This window comes from Sphingobacterium sp. G1-14 (genome assembly GCF_002196555.1).
Taxonomy (GTDB): domain Bacteria; phylum Bacteroidota; class Bacteroidia; order Sphingobacteriales; family Sphingobacteriaceae; genus Sphingobacterium; species Sphingobacterium siyangense.
Window position 1 is genome coordinate 109598 of the sequence record NZ_CP021381.1, and the last position, 19143, is coordinate 128740.

Annotated in this window: 15 protein-coding genes; 7 read left to right on the top strand and 8 right to left on the bottom strand. The window is 41.0% G+C overall.

Annotated elements, in window-relative coordinates; all coding sequences use genetic code 11:
* Window positions 1-42: 42 nt before the first annotated feature.
* The 3 genes from CBM24_RS00495 (at window position 43) to CBM24_RS00505 (ending at window position 4389) form a co-directional block, all read left to right on the top strand.
* Entirely contained in the window at window positions 43-483 is a 441-nt protein-coding gene (locus CBM24_RS00495) for an RrF2 family transcriptional regulator (RefSeq protein ID WP_046673766.1), read from the top strand.
* Window positions 484-701: 218 nt separating this feature from the next.
* The gene (locus CBM24_RS00500; protein WP_198386010.1) at window positions 702-3488 is read left to right on the top strand and encodes an outer membrane beta-barrel protein; all 2787 of its coding nucleotides are present in this window, start codon (window positions 702-704) and stop codon (window positions 3486-3488) included.
* 106 nt (window positions 3489-3594) lie between these two features.
* Window positions 3595-4389: a GLPGLI family protein gene (locus tag CBM24_RS00505; protein ID WP_232475649.1), complete on the top strand. Its 795-nt coding sequence runs from the start codon at window positions 3595-3597 to the stop codon at window positions 4387-4389.
* A 168-nt stretch (window positions 4390-4557) separates the two neighbouring features.
* On the opposite strand, the gene metG is transcribed toward CBM24_RS00505, so the two are convergent.
* Window positions 4558-6627: a methionine--tRNA ligase gene (gene metG, locus CBM24_RS00510; protein ID WP_088159808.1), complete on the bottom strand. Its 2070-nt coding sequence runs from the start codon at window positions 6625-6627 to the stop codon at window positions 4558-4560.
* A 409-nt stretch (window positions 6628-7036) separates the two neighbouring features.
* Between metG and CBM24_RS00515 the strand changes: the two genes are divergently transcribed.
* Window positions 7037-7939, top strand: a complete 903-nt coding sequence (locus CBM24_RS00515; RefSeq protein ID WP_088159809.1) for an LD-carboxypeptidase — start codon at window positions 7037-7039, stop codon at window positions 7937-7939.
* Between the two features lie 53 nt (window positions 7940-7992).
* Here CBM24_RS00515 and CBM24_RS00520 read toward each other — a convergent pair whose 3' ends face one another.
* Window positions 7993-8823, bottom strand: coding sequence for a universal stress protein (locus CBM24_RS00520; protein ID WP_075990521.1), 831 nt, complete (start codon window positions 8821-8823; stop codon window positions 7993-7995).
* Window positions 8824-9047: 224 nt separating this feature from the next.
* Between CBM24_RS00520 and CBM24_RS00525 the strand changes: the two genes are divergently transcribed.
* Complete coding sequence (locus CBM24_RS00525; protein WP_088159810.1) at window positions 9048-9455, top strand: DoxX family protein; 408 nt, start codon at window positions 9048-9050, stop codon at window positions 9453-9455.
* Between the two features lie 146 nt (window positions 9456-9601).
* Here CBM24_RS00525 and CBM24_RS00530 read toward each other — a convergent pair whose 3' ends face one another.
* From CBM24_RS00530 to CBM24_RS00540, 3 genes are all read right to left on the bottom strand, one after another.
* Complete coding sequence (locus CBM24_RS00530; RefSeq protein ID WP_088159811.1) at window positions 9602-10432, bottom strand: universal stress protein; 831 nt, start codon at window positions 10430-10432, stop codon at window positions 9602-9604.
* 335 nt (window positions 10433-10767) lie between these two features.
* A complete protein-coding gene (locus CBM24_RS00535) occupies window positions 10768-12888 on the bottom strand; it encodes a carboxy terminal-processing peptidase (RefSeq protein ID WP_088163410.1) in 2121 nt (706 codons plus the stop codon).
* A gap of 208 nt (window positions 12889-13096) precedes the next feature.
* Window positions 13097-14200 carry a tetratricopeptide repeat protein gene (locus CBM24_RS00540; protein ID WP_157698330.1) on the bottom strand — a complete coding sequence of 368 codons (1104 nt, stop codon included), beginning with the start codon at window positions 14198-14200 and terminating at the stop codon, window positions 13097-13099.
* Window positions 14201-14514: 314 nt separating this feature from the next.
* Here CBM24_RS00540 and CBM24_RS00545 point away from each other — a divergent pair, with 314 nt between their 5' ends.
* Window positions 14515-15795, top strand: a complete 1281-nt coding sequence (locus tag CBM24_RS00545; protein ID WP_070565875.1) for a replication-associated recombination protein A — start codon at window positions 14515-14517, stop codon at window positions 15793-15795.
* Window positions 15796-15984: 189 nt separating this feature from the next.
* Window positions 15985-17493 carry a S41 family peptidase gene (locus tag CBM24_RS00550; RefSeq protein WP_088159813.1) on the top strand — a complete coding sequence of 503 codons (1509 nt, stop codon included), beginning with the start codon at window positions 15985-15987 and terminating at the stop codon, window positions 17491-17493.
* A gap of 176 nt (window positions 17494-17669) precedes the next feature.
* Here CBM24_RS00550 and CBM24_RS00555 read toward each other — a convergent pair whose 3' ends face one another.
* The 3 genes from CBM24_RS00555 to CBM24_RS00565 form a co-directional block, all read right to left on the bottom strand.
* The gene (locus CBM24_RS00555) at window positions 17670-18053 is read right to left on the bottom strand and encodes a hypothetical protein (protein ID WP_088159814.1); all 384 of its coding nucleotides are present in this window, start codon (window positions 18051-18053) and stop codon (window positions 17670-17672) included.
* 178 nt (window positions 18054-18231) lie between these two features.
* Window positions 18232-18813, bottom strand: a complete 582-nt coding sequence (locus CBM24_RS00560) for an ATP-binding cassette domain-containing protein (protein ID WP_088159815.1) — start codon at window positions 18811-18813, stop codon at window positions 18232-18234.
* Window positions 18814-19113: an ABC transporter ATP-binding protein gene (locus tag CBM24_RS00565; RefSeq protein WP_088159816.1), complete on the bottom strand. Its 300-nt coding sequence runs from the start codon at window positions 19111-19113 to the stop codon at window positions 18814-18816.
* Between the last annotated feature and the right edge of the window lie 30 nt (window positions 19114-19143).

Sequence of the window (19143 nt, forward strand, 5' to 3'; positions counted from 1 at the left end):
TAAAAAACGTAAATTTGCAATTCAACAGGGGGTTAACAAATTATGCTGTCCAAAAAGACAAAATATGCAATAAAGGCACTGATGGTGCTTGGTCGTAATTACGGTAATGAGCCGATGCAAATCGTGAAGATTGCGCAGGAGGAGAATATTCCAAAAAAATTCTTGGAACAAATTCTACTTGAAATGCGAAATGCCGGAATTCTCTATAGCAAAAAAGGTGCTGGAGGTGGTTATAGCCTCAATAAGGCTCCCGAAGATGTTTTTTTATCGCAGGTGATGCGCCTGATTGATGGCCCCATAGCCTTGCTACCCTGCGTGAGCTTGAACTTCTACCGCTCCTGCGAAGAGTGTACACAAGAGCATGCCTGTGGCATACGCGATACTTTTGTAGAGGTGAGAAATGCCATGTTGCAGATTTTAAATGATACAAGTATTGCCCATTTAATCAATAAGGAAAAAGAATTGAACCTAAATGTAGATTAAAGGAAATAAAATATATTTTTCTATTTAGACTGGAGGCGTAACAAATAAGTTACGCCTCTTTTTTTATGCGGTAAAGTTATTGGTATAGCGTGAATTATCGTGTTTTATTTGAAGGAGCCAAGTCTATTTTATTAACTGCATAATTATTTAACATTATTTTACGAATTTTCCGTAGCAACATGTATATATTTACCTCGACAATATATAAACGAAATTTTATGAAACTAACCTATTCCCTAGTTTTGTTTCTTTTATTTTCAGTCCTGAGTTCCAAGTCCTATGCACAACATAAACTTGTGGGATCGGTGGCCGATATCAAAGATCTTGCAAAACTACATCAAGCTTCAATCGCGCTGCTCAGTCCCAAAGATTCGATTTTGGTTAAATTCGGTCGGACGAAAGAAAATGGAACATTCCAAATTGCCAATCTCGACACCGGTACCTATAAAATGGTGGTTTCCTATCCGCAGTATGCTGACTTGGTAAAAGATATCCATGTGGCCGCCGAAGATCTAGATATTGGTATTGTAAAGCTATCCAAAGCAGCGCTACTATTGGAGGAGGTGCAGGTGAATGGCAAAATTCCTGTGGTTATTAAAGGCGACACCATCGAATACGATGCCGGTAGTTTTAAAGTAGAGAAGGATGCTAAAGTAGAGGACCTATTGAAGGTCTTGCCGGGTATTACGATGGATGGATCAGGCAAGATCATTGCTCAGGGCAAGGAAGTAAAAAAGGTATTGCTTGATGGGGAAGAGTTTTTTGGTGATGATCCAACCCTGATTACCAAGAATATTCGGTCAGATATGGTTAGCAAGGTACAAGTGTATGAGAAGAAATCAGATCTTGCTGTACGTACCGGAGTAGATGATGGCGAACGAACGCAGACAATTGATATTAAGCTCAAAGAAGATAAGAAAAAAGGAATGTTCGGCCAAGCTGTTGCGGGAGCTGGTACAGATAAATATTATGGCGGAAAAGTCATGCTCAATAAGTTTAAGGGATCGCAGAAAATTGCAGCTTATGGCATTCTCGCCAATGATGGAATGGTCGGATTAGGATTTGAAGATAGCCAAAAATATGGTGTGGGCGGAAGCAGCAATGTACAGATGATGGACGGCGGCGGCATCATGATTTCTTCTAGTGGTGATGGCTCCGACGGTGGATGGGATGGTAATTACTATGGTGGTGGCGTGCCTAAGGCCGTGAACATGGGCGCAAGTTATTCCGACAAATCCAAAGATGATAAGCATAAGATCAATGTCAACTTCAAACGGAATCAGATCAATGTCAATAATACAAGTACCTATAATGCGCAGAACAATCTTCCTGAACGTGCGCAGGTCGATAATAATGTGACAGCATCTGAAACCGAAACACAGGCCAATATCGCGAATTTAAGGTATGACTATAAGCTTGATTCGCTCGCAGACTTGACTGTCACTATGGGCTTTACCAAATCTAGCCGCGACAATTTATCCAATTCCGAAGCAGACCAGCGTAAATTGGATGGCACATTGATTACACGGACTTCGTCCAAGACAGATTTAAATAACGATCAGGATAAGTTTAATGTAAATGCGATGCTTACACGTCGTTTTAAAAAGGACCGCCGCTCCATTACTTTCAATGTCAATGCGAATACAGATCAAAATCGTAACAAGACACAGTATTTTTCGGAAAATTTCTTCCAAAGTTCCGGAGATACAACCTTGATCGATCAATATAAAAATGATAAGTTGGCCAACAATACGTATGGTGCTTCAGTAACCTATTCGGAGCCTTTGTCTAAAAGGTTGACTGCTGCAATAGGTTATGCATTCAATCTAGATAAATCGGAAACACTCAATCAGTCATTTGATAGAGATCCGGTTACAGGAAAATATACGGTATTGGACGAAAACCTGCTCAACGATTTTGATTTTAACAGTTTAAAAAATGGTGTCAACGCCTCCTTGAACTACAAGTCCAACACATTAACTGTAAATTTGAGCAATAGGGTTGATTTTGAGCAGGTCAAGAGAACCTATAACAACCTGAATACAATACTACAGCGGAACCAGACTTCTGTTGCTCCAGTCCTTTCCGTCAACTACAAAATCTCGAAAAGCAAAAATGTGAGCTTCCGATACAGCGGCCGCACGAGCCAGCCATCGTTGACGCAAATAGAGCCGTTGAAACAAAATGCCCAGCCACTCGTCGAGTATTTGGACAATCCAGATCTGGAAGCGGGCTTTAACAACTCCTATTCAATTAATTTCAACAACTACAAGCAGTTAAAAGACCAGAGTATTTATTTTTATGTCAGTGCAGATCAAGGAAAGAAAAGTATCAACAATAGCGTACGCTATGATCTAGATAAAGGTACGCAGCAAATTTCCTACGTGAATATTGATAAAGACAATTGGCGTATGTATGGCGGTGGAGGATACAGTTTTGTATTGAAGAAAAAATGGGGATTAAAAATGAACTTGGGTATGAACGCGCAGTATAACAGCCAGTTTAGCTATTTATCTACTTACAACGAAGATCCTGAGCTCAATAGAAATCAAACATGGAGTGTGGCGCCGAGCCTTGGCTTCAGTCGGTACAAGGCAAATAAAATGGATTTTTACATCTCCATGAGCCCTGGTGTGGAGCAGATGAATTCCTATTTGCAACCTGAGTTAAATCGCACGACTTTTAAATTTAGGACGTTCTCGGAGATTACGTATTATTTACCAAAAGACTTCAAAATTTCCCTGTCGACAAACCAGAATTATCAGGCAGCGACGAAAACATTGCAATCCATTAATATCATTAATATGAATGGCTATGTTTCCAAAAAATTATTGAAAGATAAGTCTTTGGAAGTACAGGTATTTGTCAACGATATTTTAAACAAAAATAATGGGGTGTACCGTTATCAAAATGGAACTTCATTTATACAGACCAGCAACGATGTACTGCGTCGTTATGGAATGCTAAAAGTAATCTACAATTTTACAACAATGAACCGTCCATGATTAAATTAACGATTTTGTTTTCAATGATTTCCATGAATTTAATCATGGTAAGCTCCATCTGGCCGATGGAAAAATTAAATTATTTACAGATGAAAGGAGATGCCAAATGAGTAAGTATATAAAGTTGATGGTCTGGGTATTATTGCTGAGCTCAGGAGTAGCCCGTGCACAACACGCGTATTTTCCGAGCAGCGGAACGGTGACTTATGAACGGAAGTTTCATGTGCAGAATTTCTTAAAACGTAATTATCTCAGCAAACCCGATCTAGATACCTGGGATAAGCTGATGGTCGACAATGCGGTAAAGAATGGGCCTGCAGAGGTGGTGACCCACCATATTCTGAAATTTTACGATAATGAAACCCTGTTTGAAACGGTGCAGGAAGATTATCCTGCAAATTATCGTAATGTGACTTACTATAATTCTATTCTTCCGGATTCAAAAACGTACATTAATTTCCAGAATCAGGAATTCTTAAAATTGCTCCCCTTTGGAGATGATCAGCTCTTGCTTAAAGATTCATTGCCTACTGTAAAATGGAAGTACACCGATGAATACCGAAATATTGCAGGATATGACTGCAGAAGAGCCAATGGAATTATTCAAGATTCGGTCTATGTGGTTGCGTTTTTTGCGGGGCAAATACCCATCTCCGGTGGTCCTGAACTTATACACGGACTCCCGGGCTTAGTGATGGGGATATCCATCCCAAGTATGAATGTAAATATGTTTGCCACAAAGGTCGAAATTACCAATGCAGCATTTTCGAATGTCCTGACCAAAAAGAAAAAAGTTGTTGCGGAATCCAGAGCAGAAATCGTAAAGAAGCTGAAAGATACCGTTTATGACTATCTGGATGAGAAGGCGTTTAAGAAGCGTTTGCAGAGTATACTGTTCTAGCGAAAGTAATAACAGAAAAAAGTGAAGGGGCTAAAAGTCTGGTCAAACCCTTCGAGAATGAATAGCTGAAATGCTGTTGAGGGCGCGATGCATAAAATGGCATAAAAACGGGACTATCCAAGAAAGTTTGATAGTCCCGTTTAATATAAAAGGAATGTACGTTTTAAATTAGCGTACTGTACTTCCTACTTTAATTGTTGTATCTGGTTTGACAAAATCAAGTCGACCATCAGCGTCTTCTGCCATCAGGATCATTCCTTGTGACATAATTCCTTTGATTTCACGAGGTTCAAGGTTAACCAAAATAGATACCTGACGGCCTACGATTTCTTCCGGACTAAAGAACTCTGCGATACCCGAAACGACCGTGCGTGTATCAATACCAGTATCGATTGTTAATTTCAACAATTTTTTTGTTTTCGCAACTTTTTCGGCTGCTGTAATCGTTCCGACACGGATATCCATTTTAACAAAATCGTCAAAACTGATGTTTTCTTTCGCTGGAGCAACTTTTGCATTATCAGCTAGATTTTTTGCTTTTGCCTCGGCAAGCTTATTCAATTGGAAGTCGACTTGTTCATCGGTTATTTTGTCGAATAACAATTGCACTTCACCCAATTGGTGTCCAGCTTGGATCAAAGCATCTGAACCTGCGTCGTTCCAGTTCCCTTGTGGAAAATTAAGCATTTCAAATAGTTTGATCGCTGTTTTCGGTAAAAAGGGCTGTGCAAGAACGGCAAGGTTAGCAACGATCTGTGCCGCTACATTTAGGATTGTTTTGACACGTTCCTCATCTGTTTTAATGATTTTCCATGGTTCCTCATCGGCAAGGTATTTATTGCCCAGACGAGCTACATTCATAAATTCTGCCAATGCCTCACGGAAGCGGAATTGCTCCAAAGACGATTTGATCGAAGTAGGGTATGTTTTTAATTCATCCAGTACCGCTTGGTCTACAGCTGTTAGTGGCGAACCGTTCAATACCTTGCCATCAAAATATTTGTGGTAAAGTACCAAGACACGGTTGACAAAGTTTCCAAAAATAGCAACGAGCTCATTGTTGATCCTAGCTTGGAAATCCTTCCATGTAAACTCGGCATCCGAAGTTTCCGGTAATATGGATGTCAATACATAACGCAATTCATCCTGTTTGTCAGGAAATTCCTGTAGGTATTCATGTAACCAAACCGCATGGTTTCTGGACGTGGACAGCTTATCGCCCTCCAGGTTAAGGAATTCGTTGGCTGGAATATTTTCTGGTAAAATATAGTCGCCGTGTGCATGAAGAATCGCTGGGAAAATAATACAGTGGAAAACAATATTATCTTTTCCAATAAAATGGATCAGCGTAGAATCGTCTGCTGGGTTTTCATGGGTTTTCCAATAGTCTTCCCAGTTTTTACCATGGTCTAAAGCCCACTGTTTTGTTGCTGAGATATACCCGATAGGTGCATCTAACCAAACATATAGTTTTTTACCCTCTGCTTCAGCCAAAGGTACATCGACGCCCCAATCCAGATCTCTTGTCATTGAACGCGGCTGTAAACCGGATTTAAGCCAAGATTGACATTGGCCAAAAACGTTGGATTTAAGGATATTTTTCTTTCCTTCGATCAGCCATTTTTCAAGCCAAGGCTGGTATTTATCCAAAGGTAGATACCAATGTTTTGTTTCTTTCAAAACTGGCGTTTTTCCGCTCAATGTTGAAATTGGGTTGATCAGATCTGTTGGGCTAAGTGATGTCCCACACTTTTCACATTGGTCACCATAGGCGCCTTCGGACTTACAATTTGGACAAGTTCCCGTAATGTAACGGTCGGCCAAAAACTGATGGTATTCCTCATCGTAGTACTGCTCCGAAAATTTCTCCACAAATTCACCTTTGTTGTAAAGGTTCAAGAAGAAATCCTGCGATAACTGGTGATGTATGGGCTCCGACGTACGGTGATATATATCGAAAGAGATACCAAACTCCTCAAAGCTTTCTTTGATTTGTTTATTGTATTTGTCAATGATTTGTTGCGGGGTGATGCCCTCTTTTTTTGCACGGATGGTAATCGCCGCACCATGCTCATCTGAACCACATACATAGACTACATCTTTTTGATTCAGACGCAAATAGCGGACAAAAATATCCCCTGGGATATAAGCTCCGGCAAGGTGTCCAATATGTAAAGGACCATTGGCATAAGGTAATGCCGATGTGATGGTATAACGTTTTTTATCTAGAATACTCAATGCTTGAAAGTATATTAAAGTGTGTACTTGTTTTCTTTGGCAAACTTAGATAAATTGCTGTTTATATGCAATATAAATGCGTGTCATATCGAACAATTTATTCTTGAATTCTTGTTTTGACTCATTTCTACGATTGTTTCAACTTGATTAAAATGAGCTTTCACTTAACAGCTTGTTATCGTAGAAATATTATTCAACATAGCGGTAGAAAACTTAGATAAATTTACGTTTATTTGTACATATAAGCACCATATATCAAGTATATTTCTAATCGGACTCTGCAATGTAGCGGTCCTTTTTTTTGAAAGTGTTTGATGTTATTGGCCAGAAAGATTCTTCAGTTCGCTTGCATAGCTGTTGCTGTCTTCGAAGCCATGAAGGTTTTGTTTGATCATTAGCGATAAAAAAGATGTCCAAAATACCTGATTTTCTGAAAGAAGGCGATAAAGTAGCTATCGTTTGTCCTGCGAGTTTTATACGTGGATCTATTGATGTTGGCATAAAAACATTGGAGAACTGGGGCCTGGAGGTTGTGGTTGGGAAGACTGTTGGGACATCGTTCCATCAGTTTGCCGGAGATGACAAGTTGCGCGCTGCCGATCTGCAGTGGGCATTGGATGATCCGTCGATTAAAGCGGTTTTTGCTGCGCGCGGAGGTTACGGTTGTGTTCGTATTGTCGATCAGATAGATTTTTCAAGCTTTGAAAAAGATCCCAAATGGTTGGTGGGTTTTAGCGATATTACCGTATTGCATAGTCATATTCAACGGAACTATAAAATTGCAACAATACATGGACAGATGCCAAAGTCTTTTGAAACGGGCACAAAAGCATCGTTGGAAACCTTAAAAAATGCATTGTTTGGACATACTATGGATTTTGCCTACGAGCAAACGTTATTCCCCAATCGTGCGGGTAAAGGCGAAGGAAAATTGGTCGGTGGAAATTTAGCAATCTTACTATCTGTACTTGCTTCCAATTCGGATGTCAATTACAAGAATAAAGTTTTATTTATAGAGGATGTAGGTGAAGCCTATTATTCCGTAGACAGAATGCTAAGGGCATTGAAGCGCGCGGGGAAATTAAAAAAATTGAATGGTCTAATTGTAGGGGGCTTTTCTGCGATGAAAGACAATGATCCTGCTTTTGGGCAGCGTGTGGAGGAAATTGTGTGGGATATAGTGAAAGAATATGATTTTCCGGTAGCATTTGGCTATCCTGCCGGACATATTGATGATAATCACGCCCTGGTATTTGGGCGAAAAGTAAAATTGCAGACTACAGCTGATTCTGTTCAGTTAACCTATTTGTAGGGGAAGCTGAACAGAATCTCGTTGTTTTATTTATTGATTATCCCGTTTATTGATTATCCCGAATGTACAGGGATGACCATCATGGCAGCCTGACTCTTCCAGGCCATCTTTTGCGCAATGCTCGTATTGAAAATTCGACTTAATAAGCCCTTGTCCCGATGGAAAGTGACCATCATGTCGATATGATTTTCGTTGATGTATTGGTTGATCCCTGCAGCAATGTCTGCGTTGAGGATATAACTATAGATGGGATGATAAGGCGCCAGTAAATCCTGCATGGTTTTTATTTCGGCATTTACCGCCTTATTTGCAGGATCTTCTTTAGTCACATGGACGACATAGACCTCACTTTTCCGTAATACTTCGGACGCATTAACCAAAAGACGGTTTAATTTTAGTTTTACCTCTTTGAGATTGGTGGCGATTAACATTTTTTTGGGTACCCGAAATTCTGCTCGTGCGGGGACCACCAGTAATGGTGTGTGACAATTTTCGATCAGCTTGAGGGTATTGCTTCCAAGAAGCAGTTTCTTTAGGCCGCTTTTACCTGCAGTTCCGACGATAACAAGGTCAATGTCCTCCTCAGCACAGGTACGGTTTACGCCATAGCTCAGTTCATATTCTTCAAGAACTGATTTCCAGGCAATGCCCTCAGGAAAAAGCAACATCAGTTCCTGTTGCCAGGTATTGAGATCCTTTTGTTTTTCTTCCAAGATTTCTGAATTGCTGATGACAACAGGTTCAGTACCTACGGTAGGGATTACTTCGTATGTGTGGTATAGGACAACCTTTTCAATGCCCCAAAGTGGAGCTAATTGTGCGGCATATCGAGCAGCAGCATAGGCATTGTCCGAAAAGTCTGTTAACAAGAGTAGGTTTTTCATCCTTTAGTTATTTGTTGATCCATAATCCGTGGCTAAGGTCTTTTACGCTGTCTTAGCCGTTCCAAAGCATTATAATCGGGTCTATCGTTATCAAATTACGCATTAAGTATTATAAATGCAATAGCTTTATTTATTATGGTGAGTACGGTGAGCTGTTCAATTTAAATAATTTCATTAATTTAGGGAGATCGGTAATTCAAGTTTTAATAAATTAAACGTTTTTTATGGCAATTTGGAATTCATTGGGTAAATATAGGGATACGGGACTTTTGGTCTTGCGTGTTGGACTTGGGGTGATGATGATCATGCATGGTCTGCCCAAATTGCAGGGCGGTCCTGAGGTCTGGGCAGGTGTCGGAAAATCAATGGGTAATATTGGTATTCATTTTATGCCTACTTTTTGGGGCTTTATGGCAGCTGCTACCGAAACTGTTGGGGGCCTATTTTTACTGCTGGGGCTCTTTTTCCGACCAGCGGCATTATTGCTTGCATTTACGATGGTCATCGCTGGATTAATGCATCTTTCTAAAGGAGATGGTATCGCTGGTGCATCACATGCGATTGAGCTTTGCTTTGTGTTTTTAGGACTTATCCTTATTGGGCCAGGTAAACATTCGGTTGACAAGAAATAAGAGATTTCTCGGGAAGAGATTTCCTGGAGGAACAACGATATGACAAAAACGCCGCAATTTAGCATACATTGCGGCGTTTTTGTCGTATAATTTGTTTCTATTGGACAAGGAGTCCATCGCTGTGGATATGTACAAAGCACAGATTTCTACAATCTATCCATGGGAACAACCAATAAGTTGGCCGCGCCATTCCAGGCTATTTTTTTAGAAATGCTTGTTTTGAATAGGCTCGCTAATAGTCCTTGCTTTTTATGGAATGAAAGTATGAGATCAATATGTTTCTCTTTGGCATATTCTTCAATACCTAGTGCAATATCATCATGGCTGATGTAGTCATAAATCGGATGATATTTATCTAGGCGTTCATGGAGGTGCTTTAATTCCTGTGCCAAGTCTGCGGCTGAACCTTCTTTTTTAGCAACATTCAACACATACAATTGTGCATTGAACGTATCTAACACCTGATCTAAATTGAATAAATCCAGTTTTCTGTCTACCTCCTTCAGATCGGTTGTCGCCAACACATTTTTGGGGACGGCAGGATTTACCTTATGGGAAACGATAAGCATGGGCTTAATGCAGATGTCCATCAGTGTAATAGCATTACTTCCGACCAAGATCTTAGCAAAACCTGTTTGTCCGGTAATACCCAATGCGACAAGGTCAATGTCGTGCGATTTACACATGTCGTTGACCCCCAATGGCAGATCAACATCTTCCATCTGATGTGTAAGTTCCACTTGTGGAGGGAACAATAATCTAATTTGGTCAAACCATTGTGTCAGTTCTTTCTCTTTGGCCTCTTTTACCTCATCATTGACAATGACAATAGGTTCGTTATTGACAATGGTAACACTGTTGTACGTATGGTAGATAATAACCTTTTGCGTTTTCCAGGCTTCTGTACATAGGGCTACTTGTTGTGCTGCCAGAAGAGCATTTTCTGAAAAGTCAGTTAACAGGAGGATACGTTTCATGATGTTCTTTTTTATACGTTTAACTTCTATAACCTGGTTGGTGCATCCTGTCCTGCAAAATCTTTAGCGTATGAGCTATGGGAATCATTGGGACTTTAAGCAGTACCGGTATATTACTAAAACAATGAATGTAGCGGTAAGTTACAAAGAAAACGTGAATTTAATGTTAAACTCTCCCTATTGTGATGAGGGTCATAAAACCTTCATTGCTTCGTAAGACACCAACAGCGATAAAAGCGAACTGAAGGTTCTTTCTAGCCAATAAGATCAGACACTTTCAGAAAAAAAAAGGCAACCGCGATTACGGTTGCCTTTTTTAAGAGAGAGCATTCGTTCTATTTTTTTGCTTGAAAGTTGATGATATAATCGGTCATCACTTTGGCACTTTCATCTTTCACAAAGTCAAGATCGATTTTAGGTTGGGACTTACCTTCCTCCCAAGCTGGTTTACCCTGCAATTTCAATAAAGCGTTGATGCGGTCCCTATTTTTCTTGAGGTTGTCATCTTTCTCTTTTTTGAATTTGTTGAGTTCCAATGGAATTTTAACATCCTCATCTTTTTGAGCTTCTTCAATATCCTCTTTCAGATACTTATATTCCAATGAGTTTTTAATGCGTGCCTCATGCATTGCTTCTAATTTTTTGTCAACAGCACTTAGATCAGCTACTTTTTTGAAGTTGCTCGATTGGATCTGATCCCAAGGGAGTGCTGATTTTTCTGAGCTCTCTCCAAATTTTTCTGCGGAGAACTGTGAAGGGAATACGATATCTGGTGTAACCCCTTTATGTTGTGTACTACTACCGTTTACACGGTAGAATTTACCGAGTGTGATATTGATCTGTCCATATTGAGGAGCACCTTCTGGGGTGTCCGGATCTTTTTCACCCGAGGCCTTTAGCAATAAGCGGCTGGTTGGGCTAATAACGCGAGACATGTCGATTGCCGATTGCACTGTTCCTTTACCATAACTTTGAGATCCCAAGATAATACCTCTTCCATAATCCTGGATCGCTCCAGCAAAGATTTCAGAAGCCGAAGCCGAGAAGCGGTTGATCATGATGCCCAATGGACCATCCCAGGATACACCCGCGTTTTTATCTTCTTCGACATCGATGTTATTTTTTGTGTCTCTTACTTGTACAACTGGACCTTTGTCGATAAATAAACCTGTTAAATCAATGGCTTCCGGTAAGGAACCGCCACCATTGAATCGTAAATCGATAACCACAGCATCTACTTTTTCCTGTTTCAAGGTGTCTAAGATTAACCTAACGTCTCTCGTTGTGCTCTTATAGTTTGGATCGCGTCTTCTGTAAGCTTCAAAATCCATGTAGAACTTCGGAATATTGATGATACCCACTTTGTACGTTTTTCCATCGGCACCTTTGACGTTCATAATCTCTTTTTTCGCAGACTCTTCTTCAACGACGATTTTCTCACGTACTAAAGATACAATGCGCGGATGAGAGTTCATGGGTTGACCAGCAGGTATAATTTTCAGGCGAACAATGGTTCCTTTTGGACCTTTGATTTTTGCTACGGCTGCATCAAGTCTCCAGCCAATAATGTCTTCGAATTCACCATCTTTACCTTGGGCTACAGCAATAATCTTATCATTGACATGAATACTCTTGTCCTTGAATATTGGTCCACCGGGGATAATTTCGAAGATGCTTACCGCTTCATTATCGATGGATAATCTTGCACCGATCCCTTCAAACGTATTGGCCATTCCCTCATTAAACGCCTGGGCAAAGGATGGGTTAAAATAGGACGTATGTGGATCAACAGCATCGGTCAATGCTTGCATAACCACTTGAAAAGCATCGTTTGCATTGGTTTTTTTGGCCTGAGAGATCAAATTGACGTAGCGTTTTTTTAATGTTTCCACCTGTTTGGTTCGCGCACTGTCCGTAGATTTTCCACTGGCAGTTTCTAAGTTGAGCAGGTCGTATTTCACCCGTTTACGCCATTGATCGTTGGCTTCATCTGCAGTTTTAAACCAGCCCAGTTTTTCACGGTTAGGTTGGTAATACTCATCCTTTGTATAATCCTGTTTCTTGTCAATTTCTGAAAGCGCATATTGCATTCTGTCCAGGTATCTCTTGGAATAGACATTAAAAATATGGAATGCAGCAGAAAGATCTCCATTTTTGATATCCTGCGCAAGATTGTTTCTGTACGCTTGAAATTCATCAATATCCGATTGAAGCAAGTAATTTTTTCCTTGATCCAAACTTTTGATCAGATTATCGTATATGATGCCCGATATCGAATCATTCATTTTGACCTTTTTGTAGCTCGCATTTTCCAATAATCCAGAGACTTCTTTAGCGATAATCTGATGTTGTGTGCTTGGTTTAAGCCCTCCATCATCAGGAAGCGCTACCCGTGGTTTTGAACCACAAGAAACAATGGATACAACAAAAAGTGCAAATATGAGTTTCCTAAACATATTTTCGACGGTTTTAATAATCATTTTTATTTAAAAAATATTCAGCTCTTATTGATAAGCGTGCTAAATTTAGTGAAATTCGTAGCACATTATCGCAGAATCTAAAAATTTATTTGATTTATCCTTCAATATTTACAAAAAGCTTAAAATCTCTTTGTAGACGGCTCTTTCAAAAGACCAGTAGAAGGGGTAGATTGTTTTAAATGTTTCAATTGTACAATTCATTTTTCAACTGCGTATAGGCTTTGTAGGTCTGATCAGCAGATGGATAATCTTTTAGCACAAGATATACTTCACCAAGTTTGTCCAATATAGCCAGCGACAGTTGTTTATTATTTTCATCTGAAGCGAGTTCTGCCGCTTGCACAAATTCTTTGATCGCCACCTTATAATTACCATCTTTTTGCTTGGATGAGGCCAGCAAGTATTCGATTTCAGCAAGCTCGCTACCTAGTTTTTTTGCATTGGCCAAGTCGCGGGCCTGTAGCAGAAACCACTGAGCCTCGGTAAATTTATTTTGCTTAAAATAAATTTCAGCAAGCATTTCCCATGCGAAAATCTTCCCCTCATAGGCTTTGGCCTTATTGAGCAAAGGGATCGCACTGCGGATAATATTGTTTTCGGCAGCTTTATAATTTCCCTGACCGGCTCGTGCCATAGCAATTAGAAGCCAGGCGTTGGCTTGGTCTGCATAGCTTTTGCTCTTCATGGCATAGGTATGATAATTTTGTGCACTCTCTTCAGCACGTACAAAGTCTCCACGATACAGCTGGAAATTGCTGATGTTCATATTAATGGTGGCAATATCATCCCTGTTATCGGTACGATTTGCCAAGGAAAGCGCCTGATATAGAAATTTTGAGGCGTTGCTGCTATCGTTATTTTTAATTGAAAATAAGGCGGCTTCATTGGCAAGCGCATAGCCAGCAATCCAGTTTTCAGCCTTCGTTTGCCTCTCTATAGCAGTATCCCAGCTCTTTGCCGCAGTGGGCATGGGGTTCATCAAATATTGAAAATGGCCCACGTTATTGGTGCTCCGCAGTTGCAATAACAGTCGCTGGAGCAGGAGCTGCCTGGCAATTTCTTTGCTGAAAGACTTCTTGTCCGCATAATTCTCTGCTAGTATTTCATTGGCCGTTTTTGGAGGTGGTAAAAAATAGACCTCTGGACCGATACCTTTAAAGGAAGCATCGTATTGTTTTATTGCGCCCGTATAATCTTTGGCGGCATCCTGTGCGATTACCTGACATGGTATATTCATGAATGCAGTCAAAGCGGTAACTATAGCAATCCAGTATTTTGTCATTCTCATAAAATATTACGTTATTATTAACGTCTACATAAATTTAGCTAAAGGGCATATTTGAGCAATCTACTACTTCATTCGATAAACCTGTACGGTCGGTTATGCGCTGCCACAAGCAATTTACATATATCATAGCGCAAATATGACGAAAAATTGTGTGAAAAAATGTTAAAGTAATAGCGAACGGCGAATGATGACCCTCAAAACTATGCGTGTGAAAGCTTGATGCTTATCGCTTTGCAGAAGTCATAATAGCAGAGTTTGGATGAATAAAGCTAAAATATTTAGTTGCTGTGCCGTTTAATTTTTAACTTTGTGTTATGGCGACACGAATTCCATTAGCAGAACGACTTAGACCGCGGCAATTGAGTGATTATGTGGGACAACAACATATTGTGGGCCCAGATGCGGTACTCTATCATGCGATCCAGCAAAAAAATATTCCATCCATGATTTTGTGGGGACCTCCCGGGGTTGGGAAAACAAGTTTGGCCTTGCTGATCGCAAGAGCGCTCGACCGGCCTTTCTTTTCATTAAGTGCAATTCAGGCAGGGGTGAAAGATATTCGTGAAGTCATCGAAAAAGCCGAACGGCTGATGAACTTCAACCAAGATCAACCCATTTTATTTATTGATGAGATTCACCGTTTTTCCAAGTCGCAGCAAGATTCACTTTTAGGGGCTGTTGAACGCGGTCTTGTGACACTGATTGGTGCAACAACAGAAAACCCATCGTTCGAGGTCATCTCGGCGTTGCTCTCGCGTTGCCAGGTGTATGTATTGGAACACCTTTCAGAACAAGATCTGATTGGATTAATTCAAAAAGCATTACATGAAGATGAATATTTACAGAAACAAGCGATTGTTGTAGAAGAATATGAGGCCTTGTTGCGGTTGTCTGGTGGCGATGCACGTAAATTGTTGAATGTTCTCGAATTGGTTGTGAATGCTGCTGTACTGCACAAAGAGCCAATTACTAATGCTTTTGTTTTGAAGCAGGTACAGCAAAATATGGCCATTTATGATAAAGCGGGTGAGCAGCATTACGATATTATTTCGGCCTTTATTAAATCAATCCGCGGGTCTGACCCGAATGCAGCAGTATATTGGCTTGCACGGATGATCGAAGGCGGGGAGGATCCATCCTTTATTGCACGGAGGTTGTTGATTTTAGCTTCTGAAGATATTGGCAATGCCAATCCGAATGCCTTGTTGTTGGCGAACAATTGCTTTCAGGCTGTCAATGTCATTGGGTGGCCCGAATCACGTATCATTCTTTCGCAAACGGTTATCTATTTGGCTACTTCAGTTAAAAGCAACGCTTCCTATGAAGCAATCAATAAAGCGCAAGCCTTGGTGAAACAAACTGGTGATCTGTCGGTACCGCTGCATATCCGTAATGCGCCGACCAAATTGATGAAGGACTTAAATTATGGGGCCGAATACAAATATGCACATGCCTATCCGGGAAACTTTGTCGTTCAGGAATTTCTGCCCAAAGAAATTAGTGGTGTCAAATTGTATGAGCCTGGGCAAAATTCACAGGAGGAAAAATTGAGACAGAGTTTACGGGACAAATGGAAAGAGAAATATAAGTATTAAATCAATATGTTATAAAAAACGGGCTTGGCGGGTATTTTTTGATTTTGTTAAAACTATCTTATGCCTTTGCTTGTTCTCCTAACGTTTTTCAATAGGTAGTAAACACGCTGGCACTCCCCATGGTCAGCGTGTTTTTTTTATTGTGGATCGGAGTAAATTATTTATGTTTGTTTTACAAATGTTTCAACTATGAACGTAGCGCCATTAAAACAAACAGGACGTCTGGTTATCCTAGCACTGACTGGACTTTTAGTTTTCTCTTGTAAAAAGGATAGCCCTGAACCGGAGCCTGAGCCCGAACCCGAACCAGTGGCGCGTACCGAAGCGCAGCTGATCAAGGATGATATCTATAAGTATTATAAGTTATATTCACTTTGGGACAAATCCATTCCTGATTATACCAGTGATCCTTCTCAATTCACCGATAAATATGGCTCAGCAGATTTGGTGCTCGACGCATTGAAGAAGATGACTCCAGCACATGCTTCTTATTCAGGAGGTGTATTGGACCGGTTTTCCTATATGTTGGGGCTAGATGGTTATAATACCGGAACAACAGCTTCTGGCAGACTTAAGATGGATACGAACGATGGGTATGGCATCTATGTGCAACTGGGTACAGAAGATGGAAAAACAGCACAACCTATTATTTATTTTGTCGAGGGCGGATCTCCTGCCCAAAAAGCAGGTTTTAAACGTTCAGATTTTATTACTGCTGTCAACGGCGATTCCGATTATTCGATTGCTGTTACCTGTACGACGACTGGTTGTTCGATTAATGATGCAAGTGCCCGGGACAAAATGATGAATAAGCTGAATGCAGCCTTGGACGCTGGTACACTTAAACTGCAGGTTAAACATCAGGACGGGACAACGATGAGCGAAGATCTTACTTACGCCAATGGTTATACGATCAATCCAATTTATAAAGATGAGGTCTACACCTACAATGGCAGTAGTGTTGGTTATTTAGCCCTGTCTTCGTTTGAAGAGATTGGCAGCAGTGCGATCAACAAAAAGAATATGGACGATGCCTTTACGAAGTTTCAAACTGCCGGTATCAAGAGCCTGATTGTTGATCTGCGTTACAATGGTGGAGGTTACGTCGAATCCTCCGTTTATGTTGCCGATAAAATCGCTGGAACCATCGGTGCGGATAAGCGATTGATGTTGACCTATGATGTAAACGATTACATCAAAAATGATGCACAGCTCAGCAAGGAATTTGGAAATACCTATTTCAGTGGGAGCAGTAGTCTCAATCTGACTAAGGTTTACTTTCTTGTGAGCGAAGGTACTGCCTCGGCAGCAGAGATGTTGATCAATGTGCTCAAACCACATCTGACCGTCGAGGTGATCGCTTCGGGTAACCGAACCTACGGTAAGCCTGTCGGATTTTTTGAAGAAGTGATTCGCAATAAAGTTTCCTTTTGGCCAGTATCCTTTATGCTGCGCAATTCCAAAGGGGCATCTGAGTATTGGGACGGACTTAGTCCCGATAAAAGTAATGTTGATGATTATGTTTTTGTCGACTTTGGTGATAAGAAGGAGACGATGCTGGCTACGGCATTGAATGATGCTTTGCCCGGTATCACAACTAAGGCTGCATTAAGTACTGTGAGCAGCAAAAGCCGCAGAAGCATTAGCCAAGGGCTGGTCAATCCCCGTCCCGAGCGCGGCATGTTCAAGAAACGCTAATCAAAAAAAGCTATAAAAAAATCCCCAAAGATCTCGTCGACAAATGGGGGATTTTTTATTTCATTTCTTCGCACGTTCTTCGTATTGTCTTCGGACCGCGTTCGGGGCTGATGAATACGTATAGAAATTTTGTGCAGGTACTGAACAGATAATTCCTGTTCAGGATCTGGTCAAGGTCAGTTGCCTATTGGGTCACGGTCTGTCCGCATCCGAAGCAGGTACGAACAAAGTACGAATCTGGTCCCTTTTATTCGTTCGAAAAAAGATAAGAATGGCACAGTTCTGCTGCGGCAGCATCCGGCAAACATTTTAAGTAGCCAACAGGAGCCTGAGCGATGATTTTTTCCAAAATGGTATTCATGTTGGAAAATAATTGGTGCTTTTGCTACACTGACAGTGATACTAATGTCTGTTTTGTCGGTGGGGTCTAGCCATTGGAAGTCGCGAAACGAAGGAAGAAGCTTGGTTAGCGGATAGTCTGCAGGATGATTAAACTCCAGTATTAATTCCGCGATACGGTAGCGTGTCTGGGATAATTCGGATGATGTCGTCAAATTCATGTTTAAATAATTATTTCGTGGGTTCGCCCGATTTGTCTTTTAAAAACTTGTTAGAAATTCAGGCTAAGTACTTGCCGGTCATTTCTTTTTATTTCATAGCTGATGTCAGCTACTTCTTTTCATTTGTCTATTGTGCCGATATGATTCTTATTGATCCACTATGTTGCTCGAATTAGGATTAGTCGAGATAAATACGTTGCTGGCATTTTTCGGCCAGGTGGACGTCATGTGTTACAAACAAGCAGATTTTGTGCTTTCCATGTTCCAATAGTCGATGAATTAACGTATCCGATGTCGTCTTATCCAATGCGGAAGTAACCTCATCGAAGAGCCATATGTCACCGTCGTGCATGAGTGCGCGGGCAATAGCAACGCGTTGTGCCTGCCCTTCCGATAGGCCGATGCCAGATTCGCCGACGACTGTGTCAATTCCGTCGGGTAGGTCAAATACAAATTCCGCACAGGCAAGCCAAAGTGCTTTCTGCATATCCATTGCCCCTTCCTCTTTCACATGAAGGAGTAAATTCTCACGAATGGTACCACTGAATAGTGAATTTCCCTGCGGAATATAAGCGAGGTTGATCCGATGGCTGGTCGTTAACTCTCTTTCACCATCCTTATCTAAAAGCCTAATTTGTCCCTTTTCAGCTTTTAGCAATGCCAGCAGCAAACGTATCAAAGTTGTCTTTCCTTTTCCACTCGGTCCAATAATAGCGGTGGGCTCACCTGCCTTTAAGGAAAGATTTAAATTTTGTAACACCTATTGATCTTCATAGCGGAAGGAGAGGTCGCTGATCCGAAGCTCCTGAGTCTCATGGAGACGCTGTTGTGTTACCTGAGGTTCGATTTCTCCAGCCTGCAATTCCAATAGTCGATCTGCAGATACACGGAACCGCACAAAGCCGGGGATATAAGCAATCAGTGCGAGGATGGGCGATTGAATCCGTGCAACCAGTTGTAGGAAAGCGGTCATGGTACCAAATGAAATCTGCCCCGCTTGTAATCGATAGATCCCCCAGATAAAAGCGATTAAATAACCGGCATTCATGGCTACTTTCATGGCTCCCTGAGTGTATGTGGAGAAGTTGAG